16 protein-coding genes and 1 pseudogene are annotated in these 20,569 nt (G+C 45.2%); 2 read left to right on the top strand and 15 right to left on the bottom strand.

Annotated features, from left to right (window positions below; translation table 11 throughout):
* Positions 1–68: 68 nt before the first annotated feature.
* The 7 genes and pseudogenes from BSQ33_RS07905 to BSQ33_RS07880 all read right to left on the bottom strand — a co-directional run.
* Entirely contained in the window at positions 69–1,043 is a 975-nt protein-coding gene (locus BSQ33_RS07905) for a hypothetical protein (RefSeq protein ID WP_088133801.1), read from the bottom strand.
* A gap of 271 nt (positions 1,044–1,314) precedes the next feature.
* Complete coding sequence (locus BSQ33_RS21545) at positions 1,315–2,286, bottom strand: hypothetical protein (protein ID WP_157721365.1); 972 nt, start codon at positions 2,284–2,286, stop codon at positions 1,315–1,317.
* The gene (locus BSQ33_RS07895) at positions 2,283–5,870 is read right to left on the bottom strand and encodes a toxin VasX (RefSeq protein ID WP_088133799.1); all 3,588 of its coding nucleotides are present in this window, start codon (positions 5,868–5,870) and stop codon (positions 2,283–2,285) included. Before BSQ33_RS07895 ends, BSQ33_RS21545 begins: the two co-directional genes overlap by 4 nt.
* 3 nt (positions 5,871–5,873) lie before the next feature.
* On the bottom strand, positions 5,874–6,674 hold the full coding sequence (locus BSQ33_RS07890; RefSeq protein ID WP_088133798.1) for a DUF4123 domain-containing protein: 801 nt from the start codon (positions 6,672–6,674) through the stop codon (positions 5,874–5,876).
* Positions 6,675–6,731: 57 nt separating this feature from the next.
* Positions 6,732–7,157, bottom strand: a complete 426-nt coding sequence (locus BSQ33_RS07885; protein WP_088133797.1) for a hypothetical protein — start codon at positions 7,155–7,157, stop codon at positions 6,732–6,734.
* Entirely contained in the window at positions 7,157–7,930 is a 774-nt protein-coding gene (locus tag BSQ33_RS22210) for a DUF6402 family protein (protein WP_420070627.1), read from the bottom strand. The genes BSQ33_RS07885 and BSQ33_RS22210 overlap by 1 nt, the downstream gene beginning before the upstream one ends.
* Before the next feature lie 159 nt (positions 7,931–8,089).
* Positions 8,090–10,189, bottom strand: a pseudogene (locus BSQ33_RS07880) (type VI secretion system Vgr family protein); the annotation flags it as partial.
* A 551-nt stretch (positions 10,190–10,740) separates the two neighbouring features.
* Here BSQ33_RS07880 and BSQ33_RS07875 point away from each other — a divergent pair.
* Positions 10,741–10,935, top strand: a complete 195-nt coding sequence (locus BSQ33_RS07875) for a hypothetical protein (protein WP_088133795.1) — start codon at positions 10,741–10,743, stop codon at positions 10,933–10,935.
* Between the two features lie 72 nt (positions 10,936–11,007).
* Here BSQ33_RS07875 and BSQ33_RS07870 read toward each other — a convergent pair whose 3' ends face one another.
* Positions 11,008–11,997 (bottom strand): hypothetical protein, encoded by a 990-nt coding sequence (locus BSQ33_RS07870; protein ID WP_088133794.1) that lies wholly within the window; start codon positions 11,995–11,997, stop codon positions 11,008–11,010.
* A 550-nt stretch (positions 11,998–12,547) separates the two neighbouring features.
* On the opposite strand from BSQ33_RS07870, the gene BSQ33_RS07865 reads away from it, so the two are divergent.
* A complete protein-coding gene (locus BSQ33_RS07865; RefSeq protein WP_088133793.1) occupies positions 12,548–12,742 on the top strand; it encodes a hypothetical protein in 195 nt (64 codons plus the stop codon).
* Positions 12,743–12,814: 72 nt separating this feature from the next.
* On the opposite strand, the gene BSQ33_RS07860 is transcribed toward BSQ33_RS07865, so the two are convergent.
* The 7 genes from BSQ33_RS07860 to BSQ33_RS21965 all read right to left on the bottom strand — a co-directional run bounded on the left by BSQ33_RS07860 (position 12,815) and on the right by BSQ33_RS21965 (position 20,567).
* Positions 12,815–13,795 carry a hypothetical protein gene (locus tag BSQ33_RS07860; protein ID WP_088133792.1) on the bottom strand — a complete coding sequence of 327 codons (981 nt, stop codon included), beginning with the start codon at positions 13,793–13,795 and terminating at the stop codon, positions 12,815–12,817.
* Between the two features lie 6 nt (positions 13,796–13,801).
* Complete coding sequence (locus tag BSQ33_RS07855; protein ID WP_088133791.1) at positions 13,802–17,569, bottom strand: toxin VasX; 3,768 nt, start codon at positions 17,567–17,569, stop codon at positions 13,802–13,804.
* Positions 17,570–17,572: 3 nt separating this feature from the next.
* Positions 17,573–18,373 (bottom strand): DUF4123 domain-containing protein, encoded by an 801-nt coding sequence (locus BSQ33_RS07850; protein ID WP_088133790.1) that lies wholly within the window; start codon positions 18,371–18,373, stop codon positions 17,573–17,575.
* Positions 18,374–18,553: 180 nt separating this feature from the next.
* Positions 18,554–18,742, bottom strand: a complete 189-nt coding sequence (locus tag BSQ33_RS21540) for a hypothetical protein (protein ID WP_157721364.1) — start codon at positions 18,740–18,742, stop codon at positions 18,554–18,556.
* Between the two features lie 167 nt (positions 18,743–18,909).
* Positions 18,910–19,311, bottom strand: a complete 402-nt coding sequence (locus tag BSQ33_RS07840) for a DUF943 family protein (protein ID WP_198298083.1) — start codon at positions 19,309–19,311, stop codon at positions 18,910–18,912.
* 78 nt (positions 19,312–19,389) lie between these two features.
* Positions 19,390–19,794: a DUF943 family protein gene (locus tag BSQ33_RS07835; protein WP_088133788.1), complete on the bottom strand. Its 405-nt coding sequence runs from the start codon at positions 19,792–19,794 to the stop codon at positions 19,390–19,392.
* The gene (locus BSQ33_RS21965) at positions 19,791–20,567 is read right to left on the bottom strand and encodes a YPO3983 family protein (protein WP_232471974.1); all 777 of its coding nucleotides are present in this window, start codon (positions 20,565–20,567) and stop codon (positions 19,791–19,793) included. The genes BSQ33_RS07835 and BSQ33_RS21965 overlap by 4 nt, the downstream gene beginning before the upstream one ends.
* Between the last annotated feature and the right edge of the window lie 2 nt (positions 20,568–20,569).

The raw sequence follows: 20,569 nt of genomic DNA, 5'->3' as shown, positions 1-20,569 counted from the left end.
ATTTTTGAAAGGGTGCTAGGTCATTCAAATAAGGAGTGAAGGAGAGACATTCGTCTCTCCTTATTCCGTTATGCTTTGGCAAAAATATCCAGTTCAGGGCCGGTTGGTGGGATATTATTTTGCTCCTGCGCTTTGGCTATTTTTGTGAGTTGAGCTTCGAACGCCTCATCACTCATCTGCCGCCAGTAGTGCGGGTCGCGATCGGTCTGTTGGTCATACTCGGCTGTGGTCGGGTCAAGGTGGCGGAACGGCTCTAACATCGGGATATCCGGCAGCGGTTTGCTGACATCCATATATTGCTGGATCATATTCCATAGGCGGTGATACTCGGCAACGGGCGCATTGACCCCGACCAGAGATCCGATATTGACGCCATGCTTGTAGTTACTGTAACGATGCACCAGCATTAAGCGATAAGAGAGCAACCCCTGATGATTAGGGTTACTGGCAAGAATACAGTCGAACTCAATAAATGGATGGGTAAAGATTTTACGGTTACCTGCACCGTAGAGAGTGACCATACCTGTTTCGCGGTTCAGGCAATACTTTTTGCGAGTCAATAACCTTTCCATTTTGTTTCCATCAAAGTCTGGATCAAAACGATTAATAAAAAACACAGGCGAATAAATAATACCGGCAGGAAGAGCAACATATAGTGTTATGCTAAAAACGGTTTGAATTGCCATATAAAAACCAGCATCACCAAAAGCCATTAATAGCGTCAATGCGCATAACAATGGATATATAAAATATAATACCGCCTTAGCCATAACTGAGAAAAAAATGTATATCTGAGCCCAAAACACAAAAGTTGACGGTTGCATTTGGTGATGTGTCCAAAATAGCTCGTCTTCAATTGTTTCCTGATTAAGCATTGAAGGTGACAGCCCACTTAGTGCTTGAGTTGCAATACTGTTATTGGCATCCGAAAAAGGAAATACCTGCCCCCGTTTGCGCATTTTTTCCATTAATCCCCGCGATTTTTCCGGCTGCGGCTGAGGGGTAAATGTTTGGCTATTGTAGGCGGTGGGTTGGTAACGCATTCAATTACTCTTTTTAAATCTGGTCATTAATGGTCCAGAGAAAGTCTGGCGTCTTCAGTTTTGGAATGAAGTGTTATTTCATATTAACATTGAAAGTGAACTCATTTGAGTGGTTTTAATTATAACGCAATCCAAATATGAATCTCGATGAATTTGTCTATAAAACAACACGGTGTGAAATTACTCGCAAAATTATGAGTCAGATTTTTGAAAGGGTGCTAGGTCATTCAAATAAGGAGTGAAGGAGAGACATTCGTCTCTCCTTATTCCGTTATGCTTTGGCAAAAATATCAATTTCGGGGCCAGTAGGGGGGATATTCTGCTCTCGCTGATTGCGAGCCATTTCGGTCAACGTTTTATCGAATTCCTCATCTGACATACTGCGCCAGTAATTGGGATTGCGTTGATGTTGTTGATCGTAGGCGGCGGTGGTCGGGTCTAATTCACGAAACTGCTCTAACATCGGGATATCCGGCAGCGGTTTGCTGACATCCATATATTGCTGAATCATATTCCATAGACGCCTGTATTCTGCTAATGGGGCATTGACGCCAACCAAGGAGCCGATATTAACACCTTGAGCGTAATCACTATAACGATGGACTAGCATTAGCCGATAGCTCAACAGGCCTTGATGGTTCGGGTTGCTGGCAAGAATACAGTCAAACTCGATAAATGGATGACTAAAAATCTTGCGATTGTGTTCACCATATAGGGTCACCATACCGGTTTCCCGGTTGAGGCAATATTTTTTACGGGCAAAAAGAGATATATGAGAATAATCAAATTTAGGCTTACATCTGTTAACCCACAAAACAGGGAAATATACAATAATTGATGGAAAAGCAATATACCATGTCATCGTAGTTAGCAATTCTATTGCTCCATCTGGCGTAGACTGCTTTATATATACAATTAAAGATAGAATAAGAAAAAATGGGTAAGCAACGATAAGAGCAAGTTTAGCGATACTTGCAACAAGTATATAAAAACTTATCCACTTAACAAATGTATATGGTTGTAATCGTTGATTATTCCAGTAAAAATTGCTTTTTCTATTACTATTACCAACAATAGACGGTTCTTGATCTCTAACCGCAGACGTAGCGATACAATCATTGACTTGAGAAAAAGGGAAAATCTCTCCCCGTTTGTGTATTCTTTCTGACCAATTTTGTGTCTCATTCATGCTCGGCTGAGGTGTAAATGTTTGACTATTATAGGCTGTGGGCTGGTAACTCATTGTGATTCCTCTTTTACTTCCGGTAACTGGTAGCGCAGCCAGGCTTTATCTTCATCTTCATCCATTTTGAAAGTCGGCAATAAACCATGTCCCGGTTTGGGAGAGGACGCTGAATCGTCTAATGCCGGTGTCGGGAATGTAACGTCATTAATCACAAACTGCGCCCGGGCAAGGAACCCCGGCTCATAACGATAAATATCTCGTTTAGAGTATAAAAAACCATTGTCAGTTCTATCTTTGGGGACGGACTTGCTGAATTGATAGCCATATAAATCCCCGTCAGCCGTTGATTCACGCTTCATCGGTTGCGTATTGTGTTTATCAATGTCGATTAAGGTATGCGTGTAGACATATTCGGTGCGACTCGCAGTATCCACCAAATGGCTTTTGTGCTCCATAATGGCTTGCCGGACATACATTAAAGACGTTTCTTTCTCCTGATTAAGTAGTTGGCCAAGATTAGAGCGAACCCATAATATATGGGTGACACCGGCCTGCTGCCATTCGGCCTTCTCTTGCTCTGAGAGTCGAACTTGCTTCTGAATCTCATACAGATTCACTTCAAAGCGAATTAATAGCCCGAGTAAACGCTGGAATGCGGTCTCCGGATCTTGGAGGTGGGCATAGTCATTGTCCGGATCTGTGCTAAAAGGGCCGTTTTTTAACCAAGTCTCATAAGGTGTATCGATAAGGAACATGTAGAAAATACCGCCAATCACCGCGATTGCGATCCCCCATGGGCCTAGTGCTGATAAAAATGTCCCTTCTGCCGCAATAGCACCAATTGCGGCCATTGCCGTCCCAACTCCGACAGCCATCATCGCAGTGGCTGCATCATCATCATGTTTATCCCACAGCTGAAAAGAGTCATAAATCGCAATGCCTGCAGTTAATAATCCAGCAGCAGTACTAGCAACAAATAATCGAGAATAGATGGTCTTTAAACCAGCTTCTTTTAGAAAAATGGCTGCATCATCGGTAAAATTAAATAATGGAGTATTAACTGCCTTGGTGAAAGTTGACTCCATTCCTAATAACATGTTAGCGCTATGTGCTGAGGCTACACTAAGATCAGCTAATGCGCTAAACATGTTAATACCAACATATGCAATATGTTTTCCCTCTTGAATGTTTTTATCCAAATTTTTGTAAGTTATGAGTAAATTCATTACTTCAATAACCACCATAAAGTGTGGTACTCGAAACTTTTCGTAAGCTTCAGCAATACTTTTACTTTTTGCAAAATCTTTGATTGTACGTTTGGTTGCCGGTTTACTATAAATCGCACCAATACCATCTGCTTCATCCGGCACAACAACAACTTTAAATTTTCCCTTGGGATGCAACGCAGGGCTTTCTGCGGTTTCAGTGGTAACTTGCTTTAGAGCCGCGTCTGCGGTTTTTTTATTGGTGGTTAAGACGAGTTTCCCGTTTGAGTCATACACTCGGCGGAAAGGATTGCGCCCTTTCTGTTTGGCAAGAAACTCTCGATCCGCATCTGTTATCCCCATTTTGAGTCCTTGTCCCTCAACACCAATCACGAGATAACCAGCTTTAACCTTATCAATATCAGTTAGCTCAATTTTTCCCAGTGCTGTCGGGCCAATACTTTTTAGGGTTGAAAGAAGCGGTACATAGACAGTTTCGAAATTGACAGATGACGTTGAGGCATGCGCGAGCCCTCGCATAATTTCGGCAACAGCAATAAAGTAATCTCGCATCATTCCATCGACGACCCCCGCGATCCGGCGTGCTGTCGGGAATGTATCAATGTCGCTTGGAAATAATGAGTTTAACTCGGCGACTTCTATTTTGTCTGGCTTTACAAGCAGGTTTTTATCAGCCCAGCGAGCTATATTTTCAGCAGTACAAAGACCTGAACCATCGTTCTTGCCTTTAGGAGGGGTGTATTCGCCATCAAGCGTGACTTGCCCATTCTCTGTAAACAATAACTCATGTAATGGGTGGGTGCGGTCGTTACTCAGTAATTGTTCCAGCTGAGGGAGATTTGGATTTGGGTTGTCATGTCCCTCTTCGCCATATCCAAGCGTATCAATTGCACCAATTTGTAGACTTAGTGCACTGATCGCATTTCCTATGAGCGGATAAACCCCACCGGCATTCGTATCATCTAAAGATGTGATATCTTTGAGAACCGTGACGAGTGATTCAGCTTTTAAGTGGCTCGCTAACTGTTTTTGCAATGTTTGTACATTGTTAAAACACAACATTCTCTCCGTCAGTCGCATGGTACGGCGAAATAGCCCACCGGGGCTGCTATCGAAATGTCGAGTATCGATAAAATCGTGATATGGATTTTCTGTTTTTCCCCATTTTTTGGGGACAAAAAACCGCTGAACCAACTCGGCACTTTTAAAATAAGGCTGTATTGAAGCATCTTTCAGTAACATCCCAATTTCACTCACACCGGATTTGATTAGATAGCTCAAATGCCGGAGTTCAAACAGAGGATCGGTCAGAACAATGCCTCTTAAAAACCGTTTTTTGGCATCAGTCAGATAATCACTCACTGAGTCGATATTCCACGATGGAATTTTAACGGATTCTTTTGTCTCTGCGCCAATAATCTCGCTCAGCGCTGTTTGCCTAAGCATCATGTCATAGAGATGCTCATCTTGTGTGTTTTGAATACGATTTCTATATTGGCTTAGTGCAATAGAGCCATCTTTTCGAGCATTTTCTATTTCAGACTTTGTACTTTCATAGGAGCTTTTTAGCCAGCTACCAGCTAGATCACGACTAAACAAACGAGGTTCACCTAAAAGCACCTCTATAGCCATCTCTCTTTCTCGCATCTCAGGTAATGGCTTTTCTTGTTTTTTGGCTTCTGCCCGAATAACCCGAATCTGCTCTGAATTTTCTTCGATTTTTTCCATCCGCTGATTCAACTCGGATGGATTTGCTTCCAGGCGGTTGATCCGAGCGCCACTCCATTGCACTTCGGAGAAGGCCATTCGGATATTGGTTTTGCGGCCATTCTCTTTGGCCGGGTACCAAATCTCTTTTAACGCTTCGCCCGTGACTTCACGTTTCGTCTCTGTTTTGACCGGCTTATCTCGGCCTTGCCGATAAGCAAATAGGTTAGTGTCTTTGAAACAGGGCTTTCCGTCATCTGTCGCTGAAATTTGGATTTCCCGCCAGATTTTGCCGTTATAAGCAATATAGAGGTAACCGTCACGGAGCGGGGCTATGCGCTCTTCAGGAGTCGCGTGCTCTTTAAATGTCGGTAATAGGGTCAACGGAATAAATGAATGAAGCTGATATTTCTGCGGGCCTTTGGCAATGCGTTGGGTATAGCTGACATTGTCGAACAACGGTAGCATGATCGGGCCGTCGCTGGCTTTCACAGAGAGCCAGACATTGCGGTTTTCTTTTTCTTTGCACCAGTCCCAGCCGTAAATCGTTGTTTCAGCGAGGGCTTTGTCGGTATACTTCTTTCCCTCCAGCGCTGATTGTTGGGTCATATCGGTCAGGTCATAGAATGCAAAATCTTGCTGGGGTTCATGTTGGGTTCCGGTGACTTCGATCAACAGCAGTTTGTTATGATCACATGTACAAGCCATAAGTTATAATCCTCTCGCCACGCGTTGTTCTAATCGTTCGATTTTTTGCTCCGGCAGGAGCGCCACGAATTGTTCTTCCGGTTGGAAGTCATCTAAATTAAAGGTGTTCTGCTGTGCCCACAGACGTAAATGGTTTTGCAGCGGCTCTGCCTGAATATCGTAGGTTTGACAGAAACGGGTAACTTGATACTGACAAAGCCAGTCGATCTCATCGACATCGGCCTGCTGCGCCCATGCAGCAATGACTTTGTCTTCGTGTAAGCGTTCAAGTGCTTGTTCCTGACTTGGCTGCATCACCCAGACGTCCGGATCCGGTTGGCTGTGACCGTCACCGACTTCAACCCAATTTGCCGGTTCACTGAGTTGTTGGCGGTAGACCATGGCAGAGCAGCATAGCCCCAGCCATCCACAGGTATCCTCACGGTCAGCCAGAGTGAACAAATAACTCGCAACTTGTGGATGATAATAGTGGAGCAGGCCGGTGGTGTTGCCTTCAAAGTAAACCACCATCCGCGTGCGTAGTTGATGAAGCACATCGTCCATGGCCATATTCATCGGGGCAGAAAAGTAAATCGTCTGCTCCGGGGGCAGTTTATCCGTCAGCGGATCACCGCCACCATATTTCAAGGCAATAACCAGCGGACTTTCATCCTGCAAGCTGTCTAAGACTGTCATCAGGTAAAGCGGCTCAATCTGATGGCCGTCAATCCACTGATAAACTGCTGGCGCAAGCCCGGTATCACCGCGAACCACGGCATACCAGTTGACTGCCTCACCGTGGTATTCGTGTGTTAAATTAAGCATGTTTGTTCATATCTCATAATTTTGCTCTAGCCTGTTACCAACATGGCAATACTGACATTATTCATCCCGATTTATTTCTTTTAGTTGCGGATTCTCTAAATGTTTTATCTTAATCGTCAGCCATGTATGCAAACGCAACCAGAATGAAGGCGGTAAAGAAAACTCAGGCTGATATCCGGCTCTGTAAGCCGTGCAGCCATTCTCTTTATCACAAGTCCAATTATCGTCGGAAAGACTCGCAACCCAGTCTTTTGGAAGTGGTGTCACTATCAGATTATTTTGGTCTTTTAAGTGTTGAAGAATCAGTACGGTTCGGCTGGTCGTAGGTACTATCAGCGCTTTATATTGACCATCTGGAGAATTGCTCACATAAGCGTCTTGTCCTTTATAATCAGGAGTGACCCAAATATCAAAACTGACCTTAAGTATTAATAAGACCAAAACAATAAGACAAAAACGTCGAACCCATCTCCCCAAGCTCATTATGAGATCTCCAATAATAATTCAATATTTACCGGCAGACGTTTTACATCAGAAAATAGCAGTAAGTCTCCACCCTTCGAATGTTTGTCTCGGTATTGGTTAAAATCATGATTACCAAATGCTTCTGCCATTCCCAATTTAGGATTCCATCCTGGTAACTGCCATTCAAAATTAAATCTATTTGCCAGTCCGCCGAGAGGATTTAAGCCCAATCCTTCAAAGTTCCAGTGCCCCAGATACTGGCTTCCAATGAAATCAAATGTATCGCGCATATAAATACCAACTTCAGTCACCGTTGCCTGATAATGTTTTTCATCTACTTTTTTGATGAGCGCTTTTGTTATTGCCGCATAAATAGCAAAGTTTCCTAATGACCCATAGAGATCATCTACCTGACCAAAGTCATACCCAATACCCTTGAGCTGAAATTGCCAGAATGAGTGTAGAACTACAGGATCACTGCCATTATCTAATTGGTAAGGAAAAACTATTTCTTGCTGTTTATCCTTAATATACTTAACTAAATGCTTACGTTGTTCCCGTTTTGCATTCGAAGTATCCAATAGGCTATTCATCTCGCTCAAAGCCTCTTTCACTTGCGGGTATTGAGTCAACCATGTCCATGGGAATAATGTTTTATTAATATATTCTTTGGGAAAGTCGACAGGCTTAACAACTCCTGCTTTTTCACTGGGGGTCATTTCCCTTGCGTTTAATTGAAACCACAAATTCATCACGGTCGCTGATTTTGGCCAATTCAATTTACCTGACATCACTTCTGGTATATCTAATACCGTAAATTCTGATTGTTTTTCATTAACTTGTTTTGTCTCTTTAATTTTATTTGACGATGATTGCGTCTTGTCATTTGTTGATGATGTCGAGTTATTTTGAGTAAAACTTGTTGGGTCAAAATCACTAAACGGACACGGCCCACCAACCGGTACTTTACAAACCGGTGTGACTGGCGTGCCTGCCAGCATATCCGCTTCAACCTGCTGAATCAGGTTTGGTGAATAAGGAATGAGCTGGGGTGATGCTTGCACTTCGCTTGCCGCAAATGACGGTGCCTGCGCCTCTTCCGGTGGTGTCAGTGCTTTGAGGATATTCGGCATGGTGGCCGGCTGTCCGCCGTAACCTGAGCCGCTGCCGGCACTGCCGCCGGAGTTGAGGTTGATGGCACCGCTGACCACATGCACACCGCCGGCATCGACTTTGATAAAGCTGCCACCGACTTTGACGGTGATTTCATTACCGGCATCGAGGACGACGGCCTTACCGGCCTTGAGATGCACTTCGCTGCCTGAATCGACAATGGTTTTCTGGCCGACTTTCTGGTGCAGCGAGGCATCGGTTGCAAGGGTGAGGTTTTGCTTGATGGCGGTGCGCTGCTCACCGTCGATGCTCAGGTGGTCGTTGACCTGCACATGGCTGTAACGGTCGTTTTCTACCGTGAGATGGCGGTCATGTTTAATCTGGGTGGTGCTGTCGTTTTCAACCAGCGCTTCGTAGTCTTTCTGCGCGTGGAGGTAAATTTTCTCGCTGCCGGACTGGTCTTCAAAACTTAATTCGTTAAAACCGGTGCCCTGATGGGTTTGGGTGCGAATGACAGTTTTGGTTTTGTTATCCGGCAGAGAATAAGGCGGCGTGTTGGTCGCATGATAGGTGCGACCGGTCACCAGCGGCTGGTCCGGGTCACCATTGAGGAAAGTAACAATCACTTCATGGCCGACACGGGGGAGGGCGACCATCCCGTACTGGGCACCTGCCCAGCCTTGGGCGACGCGAACCCAACAAGAGCTGTGCTCATCTTCATTGCTGTAACGGTCCCACGGGAAGGAGAGCTTCACCCGACCGTGTTCATCACAGTAGATTTCTTCGCCTTGCGGCCCGACTACGGTGGCGACCATCGGGCCGTCCACTTGTGGTTTGGGGTGTGGCTGCATGCGCCACAGCGTTTCATTCGGAATGACAACAAACTGGTTGCTGTATGTGGTCGCACCGCTGCCACCGGATTCTTCCAGTGCTTGGGGCTGACTGCCCTGATGGTCAATCCCGACAATCAGCCAGGGGCGATTCATGGTGCTGTCAAGATGGTCGGCCAGAGTGAATACCACACCGGCCTGAAGCTTGGCTTGGTTACTTTTACCCGATGCGGTGTGGCTTGCCCGGCGCAGTGATTCGAGGCGAATCTGACTGAAGGCTTTGCCGCTGGCATCATCTTTATAGCGCCCCGGTGCATCGTAGTGTTGGTAGTCTGGCAGTTGGTAAGCCATGTCACTGCCAAGGGCGGACTGTTTAAAGTTGTAGTCGGGCTTTTTAAAGCTGTAATCCCGCATGGCAACTTCCGTCACCTCGGATTGTTTGGTCTCACTGATGGCAGAAACATAAGGAGTTTCCGCGACACCACCGGACAGTACGTTATAGGGGACGGTGCCGCCCAGTTGGGTAAATCCGGCACTGTTATCAGTGACGATTAAGGTATGTTTTTCGGACTCATGGCTGAAGGTGTACATCAACCCTTCTTCAGCCGCCAACCGATGGAAGAATGCTAAATCGGTCTCCCGATACTGAACGCAGAACTCCCGCGGTGCACATTCCCGTTTGACGGAAAAGGCGTAGTCGGTGATGTGCATTTCATCAAGGAGAATGGCCAGAATCTCTGGGACGGTTTTATGTTGGAAAATCCGGCTGTTGTGGCGCAGGGACAGTCGCTCAAGGGCGGGCACCAGTGTCAGGGAGTAATAGGTGTGATGATGGCCGGTATCCCCCCGGCTGAAGCTGCGCACAATACCATGGACTTGTTGTACGACTTCACCATCGCGGATGACTTCTAAGACAGCGGTCGTATCGACCAGTTGCTCGGCACTGATGCTTGAATCGCGGCTGGCCAGCTCGATGTGGTAGCGAAAGCCATAGACCGGGTTGCCCTGTGCATCGTGTGAATCAGAAACCGATTCATGTCCCTGATAGTCACGAACCACCAACGCTTCACCGACACCACTGACAAGACGGAAGTTCAAAGTCCCCATAGTTTTTACCTGACATTGTTGTTCATGAACAAATGACAACAGCCGACTGTGAGCGGCAACAAAACAAGCCGTTATTATAACGAAGCGTGAATATGAATCTTGATGAAAACCAAAATATGACTGACAAATGAGAAGGAAAACTCTTTTCCTGAATAGGGATCCCATTTTTATAGGGATAGCGAACACTGTGAAATGACTCGCAAAATTATGATGAACAGAGTGTGAAGAAAGTATGGGATTTTGCTCTATCACACGCGCTTTATTTTCTTGTACCTCGCCAACAAACCTGACACTGCTTACCCTGAATTCGCACCGATAAAAACGGTGTCGGGATTAGGAACCCTGCGTAAAAACTCAAGACATATAGACGTCGGTATATACAGACTTTACTATATGCAGTCTTGCACACCTAAATTATGGTGGACTGGACAGGCTGATTTCGGTCAGGCCGTTTCCTTGAGTGCGGTAGTTCCTAACCTCGTTCAGTTCACCACTCGAAGATTAGGAACCTTTGATTGGTGATATTCATTTACCTACTCAGGGAGTTACTTATGTCAAACTCACAACCTAATTATGATCTACACCTGACCGCTCGCGGTTATCTGATTGATTTTCTCGCCATGAATACCGCACCTTTCGTTAACCAAAATGAACTGCGTGAAGTGCTGTTATTTCTCAATAATCTGATTACCTTTGATGAGATGAATTTGATTAAAGAAGACGTCGAAGGGATTGAATTGAGATGAAAATAGGGGGGCAGTGCACTGCTCCCCCGTTTAGAAATCCATAAGGAGAGACGTTTGTCTCTCCTTATTCCGTTATGCTTTGGCAAAAATATCCAGTTCAGGGCCGGTTTCCGGCATCTGGCTCTGTTTGGCCTCAATTTGCGTGATCGCCTCTGCGTAATCGTCATCAGACATATCCCGCCAGTAGCGTGGGTCACGGCCGGTTTGTTGGTCGTAGGCAGCCGTGGTCGGGTCTTTGGGACGGGCTTCTTCCAGAAGCAGAATATCCGGTAGGGGTTGAGTAACATCCATATATTGCTGAATCATATTCCACAGGCGGTAATACTCGGCAACGGTTTCATGCGGCGTCACCAGCGTTCCGATGGGGACACCGTGCATCGAGCCACTATAGCGGTGTGCCAATAACAACGAGTAATTGACTAAACCCTGCTGGCTGGGCGTGGTAGCAAGAATGCAGTCAAACTCAATAAAGGGATACGAATAGCGGACTCTGCCGCCCCGTTTATACAACGTCACCATACCGGTGCGGCGGTTGAGTTCAAATATTTTCCGAGCATCAAGTAATTTACTGAGTAATTTGGGTTTCCAATAACCGCGGTTATAGAGTTCGAATTGGCCCCAGATAATTCCAGTCGGGAGGATTATATACAAGAAATAATCACTGAGTACCTCGACCCAATCGGAGATGCCAAATCCCCCTGCTGTAATTAAAGAAGTTATTAATAAGGTAAAAATAAATATTGGAGTGAAAAATAATATCATCACCTTCCCTAACCCAGAAAAAACCAAATATACCCGTACCCAAATATTACCGGTTATGCCTTCTAAAATATGTTCGTTCCAAAAACATTCCTTATTTGGGGCAGTCTCCTTCATCTTTTGCCACTGACTGGGCGAGACCTGTGCTGTACGGGTACTGACGGTTTGGGTTGGCCGAGTCCAGGGCAACATTCGCTGCCCGGCAGACAGTAAGCGCTGGGCGAGTGTTTTTTCGGGGCGAGCTGGCTGCGCTGGTACCTGATCACTGCGATAAGCATGTTGCTGGTAGACGGTTTCACTCATGGATGGTTACCCTTGCTGTCATCATATCTGAGAATCGGCTTAATATTCCAATTGCGAGTTATTGACTGAGCCGATATTGACTCAATATACATTTCATTTTAATTGTTTTTATAAACTCAATTGAGCCGAATAAATTATACCTTAATCCAGATATGAATCCTGATGAACGGCTTGTTCCTCGCCAACTCTGTGAAATTACTCGCAAAATAATGATGAACCGAGTGTGAACAAAGTATGGGATTTTGCTTTGTCACACGCGCTTTATTTTAGCGCGCCTCGCCAACAAACCAGACACTGCTTACCCTGAATTCGCACCGATAAAACCGGTGTCGGGATTCGAACCCCGTTTCAACCACAGATGCACAGACTGCCTTATCTTGTACAGATGAGCCTTTGTGTGTAGCCTCTACTCACTCCTATAATGGTGAGCTGGGTTGGGCTGACTCAGTCAGGCTGCAACCTGTGGTGCGGTAGTTCGAACCCTCCCAGTTCACCACCTCTGAGATTCGGACCTCCGGTGGTGATTTTCGACAAACTACAGGAGGCTACAATGCTGAACTCACAACCTAATTATGATCTACACCTGACCGCTCGCGGTTATCTGATTGATTTTCTCGTCACCAATACGGCACCTTCCGTTGACCAACACGAATTGCGTGAAGTGCTGTTATTTCTCAATAATCTGATTACCTTTGATGAAATGAATTTGATTAAAGAAGACGTAGAAGAGATTGAATTGCGATGAAAGTAGGGGAGCAGTGAACGGCTCCCCCGTTTAGAAATCCATAAGGAGAGACGTTCGTCTCTCCTTATTCCGTTATGCTTTGGCAAAAATATCCAGTTCAGGGCCGGTTTCCGGCATCTGGCTCTGTTTGGCCTCAATTTGTGTGATCGCCTCTGCGTAGGCGTCGTCAGACATATCCCGCCAGTAGCGTGGGTTCCGGCCGGTTTGTTGGTCGTAGGCAGCCGTGGTCGGGTCTTTGGGGCGCGCTTCTTCCAGAAGCAGAATATCCGGTAGGGGGTGAGTGACATCCATATATTGCTGAATCATATTCCACAGCCGGTAATATTCAGCGACGGTTTCATGCGGCGTCACCAGCGTTCCGATGGGAACACCGTGCATCGAGCCACTATAGCGGTGCGCCAGTAACAGTGAATAATTGACTAAACCCTGCTGGCTGGGCGTGGTAGCGAGAATGCAGTCAAACTCAATAAAGGGATACGAATAGCGGACTCTGCCGCCCCGTTTATACAGAGTCACCATACCGGTGCGGCGGTTGAGTTCAAATATTTTCCGGGCATCAAGTAATTTACTGAGTAATTTGGGTTTCCAATAACCGCGGTTATAGAGTTCGAATTGGCCCCAAATAATGGAACAAGGAATGATTACATATAAAAAATATCCTGTGAGAAACCTTATCATTCCATCGACTCCACCAGCAATAAACGATGTAAGAAACACACTGAAAATTGCTATAGGTGTAAGGTACAAGATAGTAACTTTAGCCAATCCTGAGAAAACTAAATATACCCGTACCCAAATATTACCGGTTATGCCTTCTAATGTATGTTCGTTCCAAAAACATTCCTTATTTGGGGCAGTCTCCTTCATCTTTTGCCACTGACTGGGCGAGACCTGTGCTGTACGGGTACTGACGGTTTGGGTTGGTCGAGTCCAAGGTAACATTCGCTGCCCGGCAGACAGTAAGCGCTGGGCGAGTGTTTTTTCGGGGCGAGCTGGCTGTGCTGGTACCTGATCACTGCGATAAGCATGTTGCTGGTAGACGGTTTCACTCATGGATGGTTACCCTTGCTGTAATTGTGCTTGAGAATCGGCGTGAGTCTCCGATTGTGATTCACTCTCTGTCTGTTTATCGGCTGCGGTAAACTGATATTCCCGCTCACGGGAGTCGGCCCAGTAATAGTTTACCGGGTGGCTTTTCGGGTTATTAAACAGATTTTCCCACAATCCAACCGGTTGCCCGTCATCAAAATCAGCAACCTCAACGCTAATTTTACCCTCTTTCAAATGTTGTTGGGTTTGCTTAAATTCATCCAGTGGTGGCTGGGGGAAGGGCATATCTTTGACTTTTACCTGAGCCAGTACCTGAATATTGCGTTGGTAACGTATCGTGGTCCGATAAGCAACTTCACTGGCTCTGTCTGCATAGGTGTTTTTCAACAGATAGATTCGCTCTTCTGGGGTCTTGATGGTTTTCGATGCCTGAATCGGTTGATGTTTGATCACCCGCCACATCGGTGCACGGTATTTCTCGGCTGTTTCAGCACCGAAGGTCCGTTTCATACGTTCTCTGGCTTCTATTTCATCGAGACTTTCACTGACTTGTTCTAACACCTGACGGAATTTTACCTTGAACTTGATATTCCCATCCTTAATATTGAATAGTTGAGCAACATTGGATTTCACTCGGACACAGTGGGTGACCCCCGCAGTTTTATAGGCGTGTCGCTCGGTGGCAGTAAATGGTGCTGCCTCAATCGGGTCAACCTGAATACGCAGAGAGACAAACAGGCTGAGTAACTGTTTATAAGCCTCTTCCGGCTGCTGGGTTAAAAAGGCATAGTCATCTTTTCCGGTTGCCGGGTCTTCACCGAAGGGGCCGTTTTTAATCCATGCTTCCAACGGCCCGTCGGTAAACAGATAGGTAATCAAAAATCCGGCCCCGATAACAAGCAGTGAGATCCAGCCGATCGGCCCCATGCCTAGAAAGCTCCAAGTGGAGGAAAAAAAGATACCTGCCACTGAGCCGAACACCACACCGACCGCCATTAAGGCGGTGCCCCAAGCGGCATCATTGTCGTTTTTACCAAACAGACGGATCATATCCCAGACCATTACTCCGGCTGTTAATAATCCGGCGGCACAGCCGACCAGCTCAAGGGCTGTCACTCTGCCAACTAATTCAACACCGAGTTTGCCTTTTGGCCAGGCTGAGCGGATCTCAGGCCCCAACTGAAGTGCGGTTTTATCTGAGAGGGCAAATAATCGACCCGTATTGGCTTTCATCAAGTTACGGCTATGTATACTGGCAATAGTAATATCAAATGCGGCACTCACAATATTAGTTTGAGAATACCAGAAGTCATCATTTGAGTGTGTATATGCATAGCTTATAGCATTCCAACAATTCTGTAATTCAATTGCCAAGACAAACAAAGGAATATGAAATTTTTCGTAGGCATTAGTTTTGGTGACATGCGTCTGAGACATATCAGCAGTTTTGAGTTCATCAATCAGCTTATGGTTATTTTTGATAAACTGGGCTGCATCTGAGTTAACATCTTTCAGCACAAGCAGTTGTAAATCTTGTTGAATTTCCAGCCCTGCTTTTTTGGGCATCCGGGCTTTACTGGTTGATGCGATTTTCTCACCGTCTACCGATACATCACCATGAGCAACCTGTCGCCCTTGTGTATTTCGATAGGCCGCCGAAGACTGTTCAATACTCACCCCGGATTTGGTGCCGGAACCATCGAGTCCAATCACATAACCTTCAATTTTTTCACCTTTCACCGGGACGAAGGTCAGCGATTTTAAGGTATCACCGCCAAACATTTTGGCCATGCCGACAGCATCGGTATATAGCTTTTTAAACGGCACTGAGATGGTGGCTGGTTTCGTTTCGGCCAATGCTGCGGTTAATGTGGCTAAATCCAATCCTTGTTGGAAATAGCTGCTGAACATCGCATCGATAGCCCCCATAATTCGGCGCACTTGCGGAAATTCCGATTGTTCCGCATTTTGTGAAATTCGAATTAACGTGCCGGCTTCTACCTGCTCAAGGTTTGCAGGTTTCATCTCTAGCCCTTGCGAGACCAGCTTGGCCAGATGGGCAACATTGATAATCCCAGAGCCGTCATTGGCTTCACCTTCCAATTTTTCCAGCTCTTTTTTGTAAGGTGCGGTTTCTTCGACGGTGTCTAAATATTTTTTTAAGGTTTCCTGAGTATCTTGATTACCGAACAACATCTCTCTTAATGGGTTGGTACTATCATCGACAAAAATTTTATTCACCGAGGCTTGTGAAGATGAGAAGTCACGGCGTTTATGTTTCGGCAGCAACTGATCACTTTGATCCGGGTCAGATAAGAGCGCATGGCGGCAAGTGTTGACCAGTATAAGGCCACCCAATGCGTTGGCATCATCCAGACTGATAATATCTTTCAGAGCAAGAGCGAACTGGCTGTCTTTGAGTTGTTCGAGAACTTTCTTTTGCAGTACTAATACATCTTCACGTATTTTCTCCCGCCAGTGGAAGCGTAAGGTGCGTTTAAAGGTACTATGGTCTTTCAAATCAACGTGTTTTTTAAATTTATAGGACGGGTTCTCTTGTTCTCCGAGTTTCGGGGTTAAGACGAACATCTGTAACAGTTCTGCGCTTTTGTAGAAAGGCTGACTCATCGCATCAAGCTGAATTTGTTGTAAAAAGCTATTCGCGTATTGCAAGATAGCAAGGTGATGGCGTAGGTTAAAAATCGGATCCATTAAATAAAGGACTTGCAGCTTTCTTGATTTTGCATCGGCAAGATAATCCGCTGTTGCTTCACCTTCCCATGAAGGAAATTTAGGCTCAGGGCCGAGGTTTTCTACCTTCGCATCTTTTTGGACTTGCCAAAGCGCTTTGCCTAAAACCGAAGAACGGGCGTCATATTCATAGTTCATCTCGGTATAGGTGGTAAAAGAATCATCTTTGCAGTATTCGTCACGCTCTTTTTGGGCTGATTCTAGGCGTGTTTGCAGTATTTTTCCGGACAGGTCTTTATTAAATGCACAAGGATCGGCTAACTGAAGCTCTGATACGTCATCTCTGACTCGCATTTCGACCATATCGGCTGCTCGGTTCAGGCCGATGATAGACTCCATTCGCTGATTCAACTCGGATGGATTCGCTTCCAGGCGGTTGATCCGCGCGCCACTCCATTGCACTTCGGAGAAGGCCATACGGATATTGGTTTTGCGGCCATTCTCTTTGGCCGGATACCAGATCTCTTTTAACGCTTCGCCCGTGACTTCACGTTTCGTCTCTGTTTTGACCGGCTTATCTCGGCCTTGCCGATAAGCAAATAGGTTAATGTCTTTGAAACAGGGCTTTCCGTCATCTGTCGCTGAAATTTCGATTTCCCGCCAGATCTTACCGTTGTAGGCTATATAGAGATAACCGTCGCGTAATGGGGCCACTCGTTCATTTTTAGTCGCATGTTCTTTGAGTGTCGGTAACACTGTCAACGGAATAAATGAATGAAGCTGATATTTCTGCGGGCCTTTGGCAATGCGTTGGGTATAGCTGACATTGTCGAACAACGGTAGCATGATCGGGCCGTCGCTGGCTTTCACAGAGAGCCAGACATTGCGGTTTTCTTTTTCCTGACACCAGTCCCAGCCGTAAATCGTTGTTTCAGCGAGGGCTTTGTCGGTATACTTTTTCCCCTCCAGCGCTGATTGTTGGGTCATATCGGTCAGGTCATAGAACGCAAAATCCTGATGGGGCTCATGTTGGGTTCCGGTGACTTCGATCAACAGCAGTTTGTTATGATCACATGTACAAGCCATAAGTTATAATCCTCTCGCCACGCGTTGTTCTAATTGTTCGATTTTTTGCTCCGGCAGGAGCGCCACGAATTGTTCTTCCGGTTGGAAGTCATCTAAATAAAAGGTGTTCTGCTGTGCCCACAGACGTAAATGGCTTTGCAGCGGCTCTGCCTGAATATCGTAGGTTTGACAGAAACGGGTGACTTGATATTGACACAGCCAGTCGATCTCATCGACATCGGCCTGCTGCGCCCATGCAGCAATGATTTTGTCTTCGTGTAAGCGTTCAAGTGCTTGTTCCTGACTTGGCTGCATCACCCAGACGTCCGGGTCCGCTTCACTATGCCCATCACCGACTTCAACCCAACTTGCCGATTCACTAAGCTGTTGGCGGTAGACCATGGCAGAGCAGCATAACCCCAGCCATCCACTGGTATCCTCACGGTCAGCCAGAGTGAACAAATAACTCGCAACTTGTGGATGATAATAGTGGAGCAGGCCGGTTGTATTGCCTTCAAAGTAAACCACCATCCGCGTGCGTAGTTGATGAAGCACATCGTCCATGGCCACATTCATCGGGGCTGAAAAGTAAATCGTCTGCTCCGGGGGCAGTTTATCCGTCAGCGGATCACCGCCACCATATTTCAAGGCAATAACCAGCGGACTTTCATCCTGCAAGCTATCTAAGACGGTCATCAGGTAAAGCGGCTCAATCTGGTGGCCGTCAATCCACTGATAAACTGCTGGCGCAAGCCCGGTATCACCGCGAACCACGGCATACCAGTTGACTGTCTCACCGTGGTATTCGTGTGTTAAATTAAGCATGTTTGTTCATATCTCATAATTTTGCTCTAGCCTGTTACCAACATGACAATACTGACATTATTCATCCCGATTTATTTCTTTTAGTTGCGGATTCTCTAAATGTTTTATCTTAATCGTCAGCCATGTATGCAAACGCAACCAGAATGAAGGCGGTAAAGAAAACTCAGGCTGATATCCGGCTCAGTAAGCCGTGCAGCCATTCTCTTTATCACAAGTCCAATTATCGTCGGAAAGACTCGCAACCCAGTCTTTTGGAAGTGGTGTCACTATCAGATTATTTTGGTCTTTTAAGTGTTGAAGAATCAGTACGGTTCGGCTGGTCGTAGGTACTATCAGCGCTTTATATTGACCATCTGGAGAATTGCTCACATAAGCGTCTTGTCCTTTATAATCAGGAGTGACCCAAATATCAAAACTGACCTTAAGTATTAATAAGACCAAAACAATAAGACAAAGACGTCGAACCCATCTCTTTAGCAACATATTTTCGACATCCCAGTGCCCAGAAACTTTTTACCGTAACTAATCATAAGTCCTCAACGAAATTGAAGCCCACCGTTTCGCCCCTTAACCACTTCGAATACCTTATTTTTTTCAATACAATTTGCATCCACTTTCATGTCTTCAAAACAAAGTAAATAAGAATCTTGATCAACCATTCGATCAACGCGATAACCAGAGCCAATATCCAAAAAAGAAACATTAAAATAACCATGACTATCTATTTTAGGTACATCATATTTTTCTTTTAAATTGGCTTTATTTTGCTCCCACCAATCTATTTTCCCCTTACGAGTGATAGGAAAATGCTTTACAACAACTCTGCTCCATCTTCCATCTTGATGAACATCAATGATTTCTACAGGCCTTAAAAGTAAAAATAAGCTATACCCCAAGACAAATATTAAAATCATCCATCCCAGTTTCTTTATGGTCATGATCGTATTCCTTTAAGTGTTGTCAATGCATTCATTCCAGTAATAAACAGCTTAAAGTCGAACTGTGCCAATGCCATATTACTTATATTGCAATCCCAAATTCTTCGACATAGATACACTAAAAACTCGGTCTTTCTCAATGCAGTTTGCTTTTACGTCCATATCTTTAAAACAGAGCAAATCAGAGTCTTGATCAACCATTCGATCAACGCGATAACCAGAACCAATATCCCAGAAAGTAATTTCGAAAGTCCCATCACTAAACGGCTTGGGGATACCATATTTTTCTTTTAAAAAATCCTGATTATCTTCCCACCACTGAACTTTCCCCCAACGGGTTACAGGAAAATTTTTAACAACAATATCAGTCCAGTGTTTATCCTGATGAACATCGACGATCTCTACTGGGCGAAGAGTTTGATAACTAAAATAAATCAATCCACAAAAAATAAATGCCAGAATTACCCATGATTTCTTACTCATATTCGAGTTCCTTTAATTGTTACAGTGGCATTCATTTCAGTAATAAATGGTTTAAAGTCAAATTGTTCCCAACGCTGCAAGACAAACCAAAGCCTGAAGATACGAGCCTGTCGATAAGCCCAATTAGAAATATCTGCATCATCTAACCCAAAGTGGTCTTGAACCCTATAATGAACAGTTGCTGTAAACTGATTTCCACTTACTTGTAGAGATTGAAGAGTGATTTGAGCAGACCAAATATCGTGAACACAGATTACTAATCCATTGGTATAGTCTTTAAAATCGTCAAATCTAGGTAAGATAGAACGCCCCACTTCACTAGTTAATAATTCTTCCTTCGCCTCGGGATATATTCCCTCAGACCATTCAATATTCTTTATTAAAGCGTCTTTAATATGTTGCAAAGAACTGTTTTCAGAATCATCTCCTTCAATCTGCTCTTTCAGTGCTTGATCCAGTAATGGAGAACTAAACGGCTCTCCGGTGTTCTTCTGCATATGCGTGATCATCTCATTGATCACATTTTTATAAGCACCGTGCCATGAGAACATTTTCGCCAGATCACGGAACTCATCAAACATAATCTCTGAACGTTCAGCCAGACTGAGATACTCTTCGGTCTGTCGGGAATAGCCGCCATAATAGCCAGGATAAACTTCTGGAAACTTCAGGCCTGTATAAGCATTGAGCTTGGCTGAAACATCTCTCAGATCAAACTGCTCTTTTAATGTCTGCTCATCATAATCGCCATGATGCATGTCTTTGGCATTCATGT

Origin of the sequence: Vibrio gazogenes (assembly GCF_002196515.1) — a bacterium.
Lineage (GTDB): Bacteria > Pseudomonadota > Gammaproteobacteria > Enterobacterales > Vibrionaceae > Vibrio > Vibrio gazogenes_A.
Note: the sequence above shows the minus strand (reverse complement) of the source record. Positions and strands in the feature narration are given on the sequence as shown.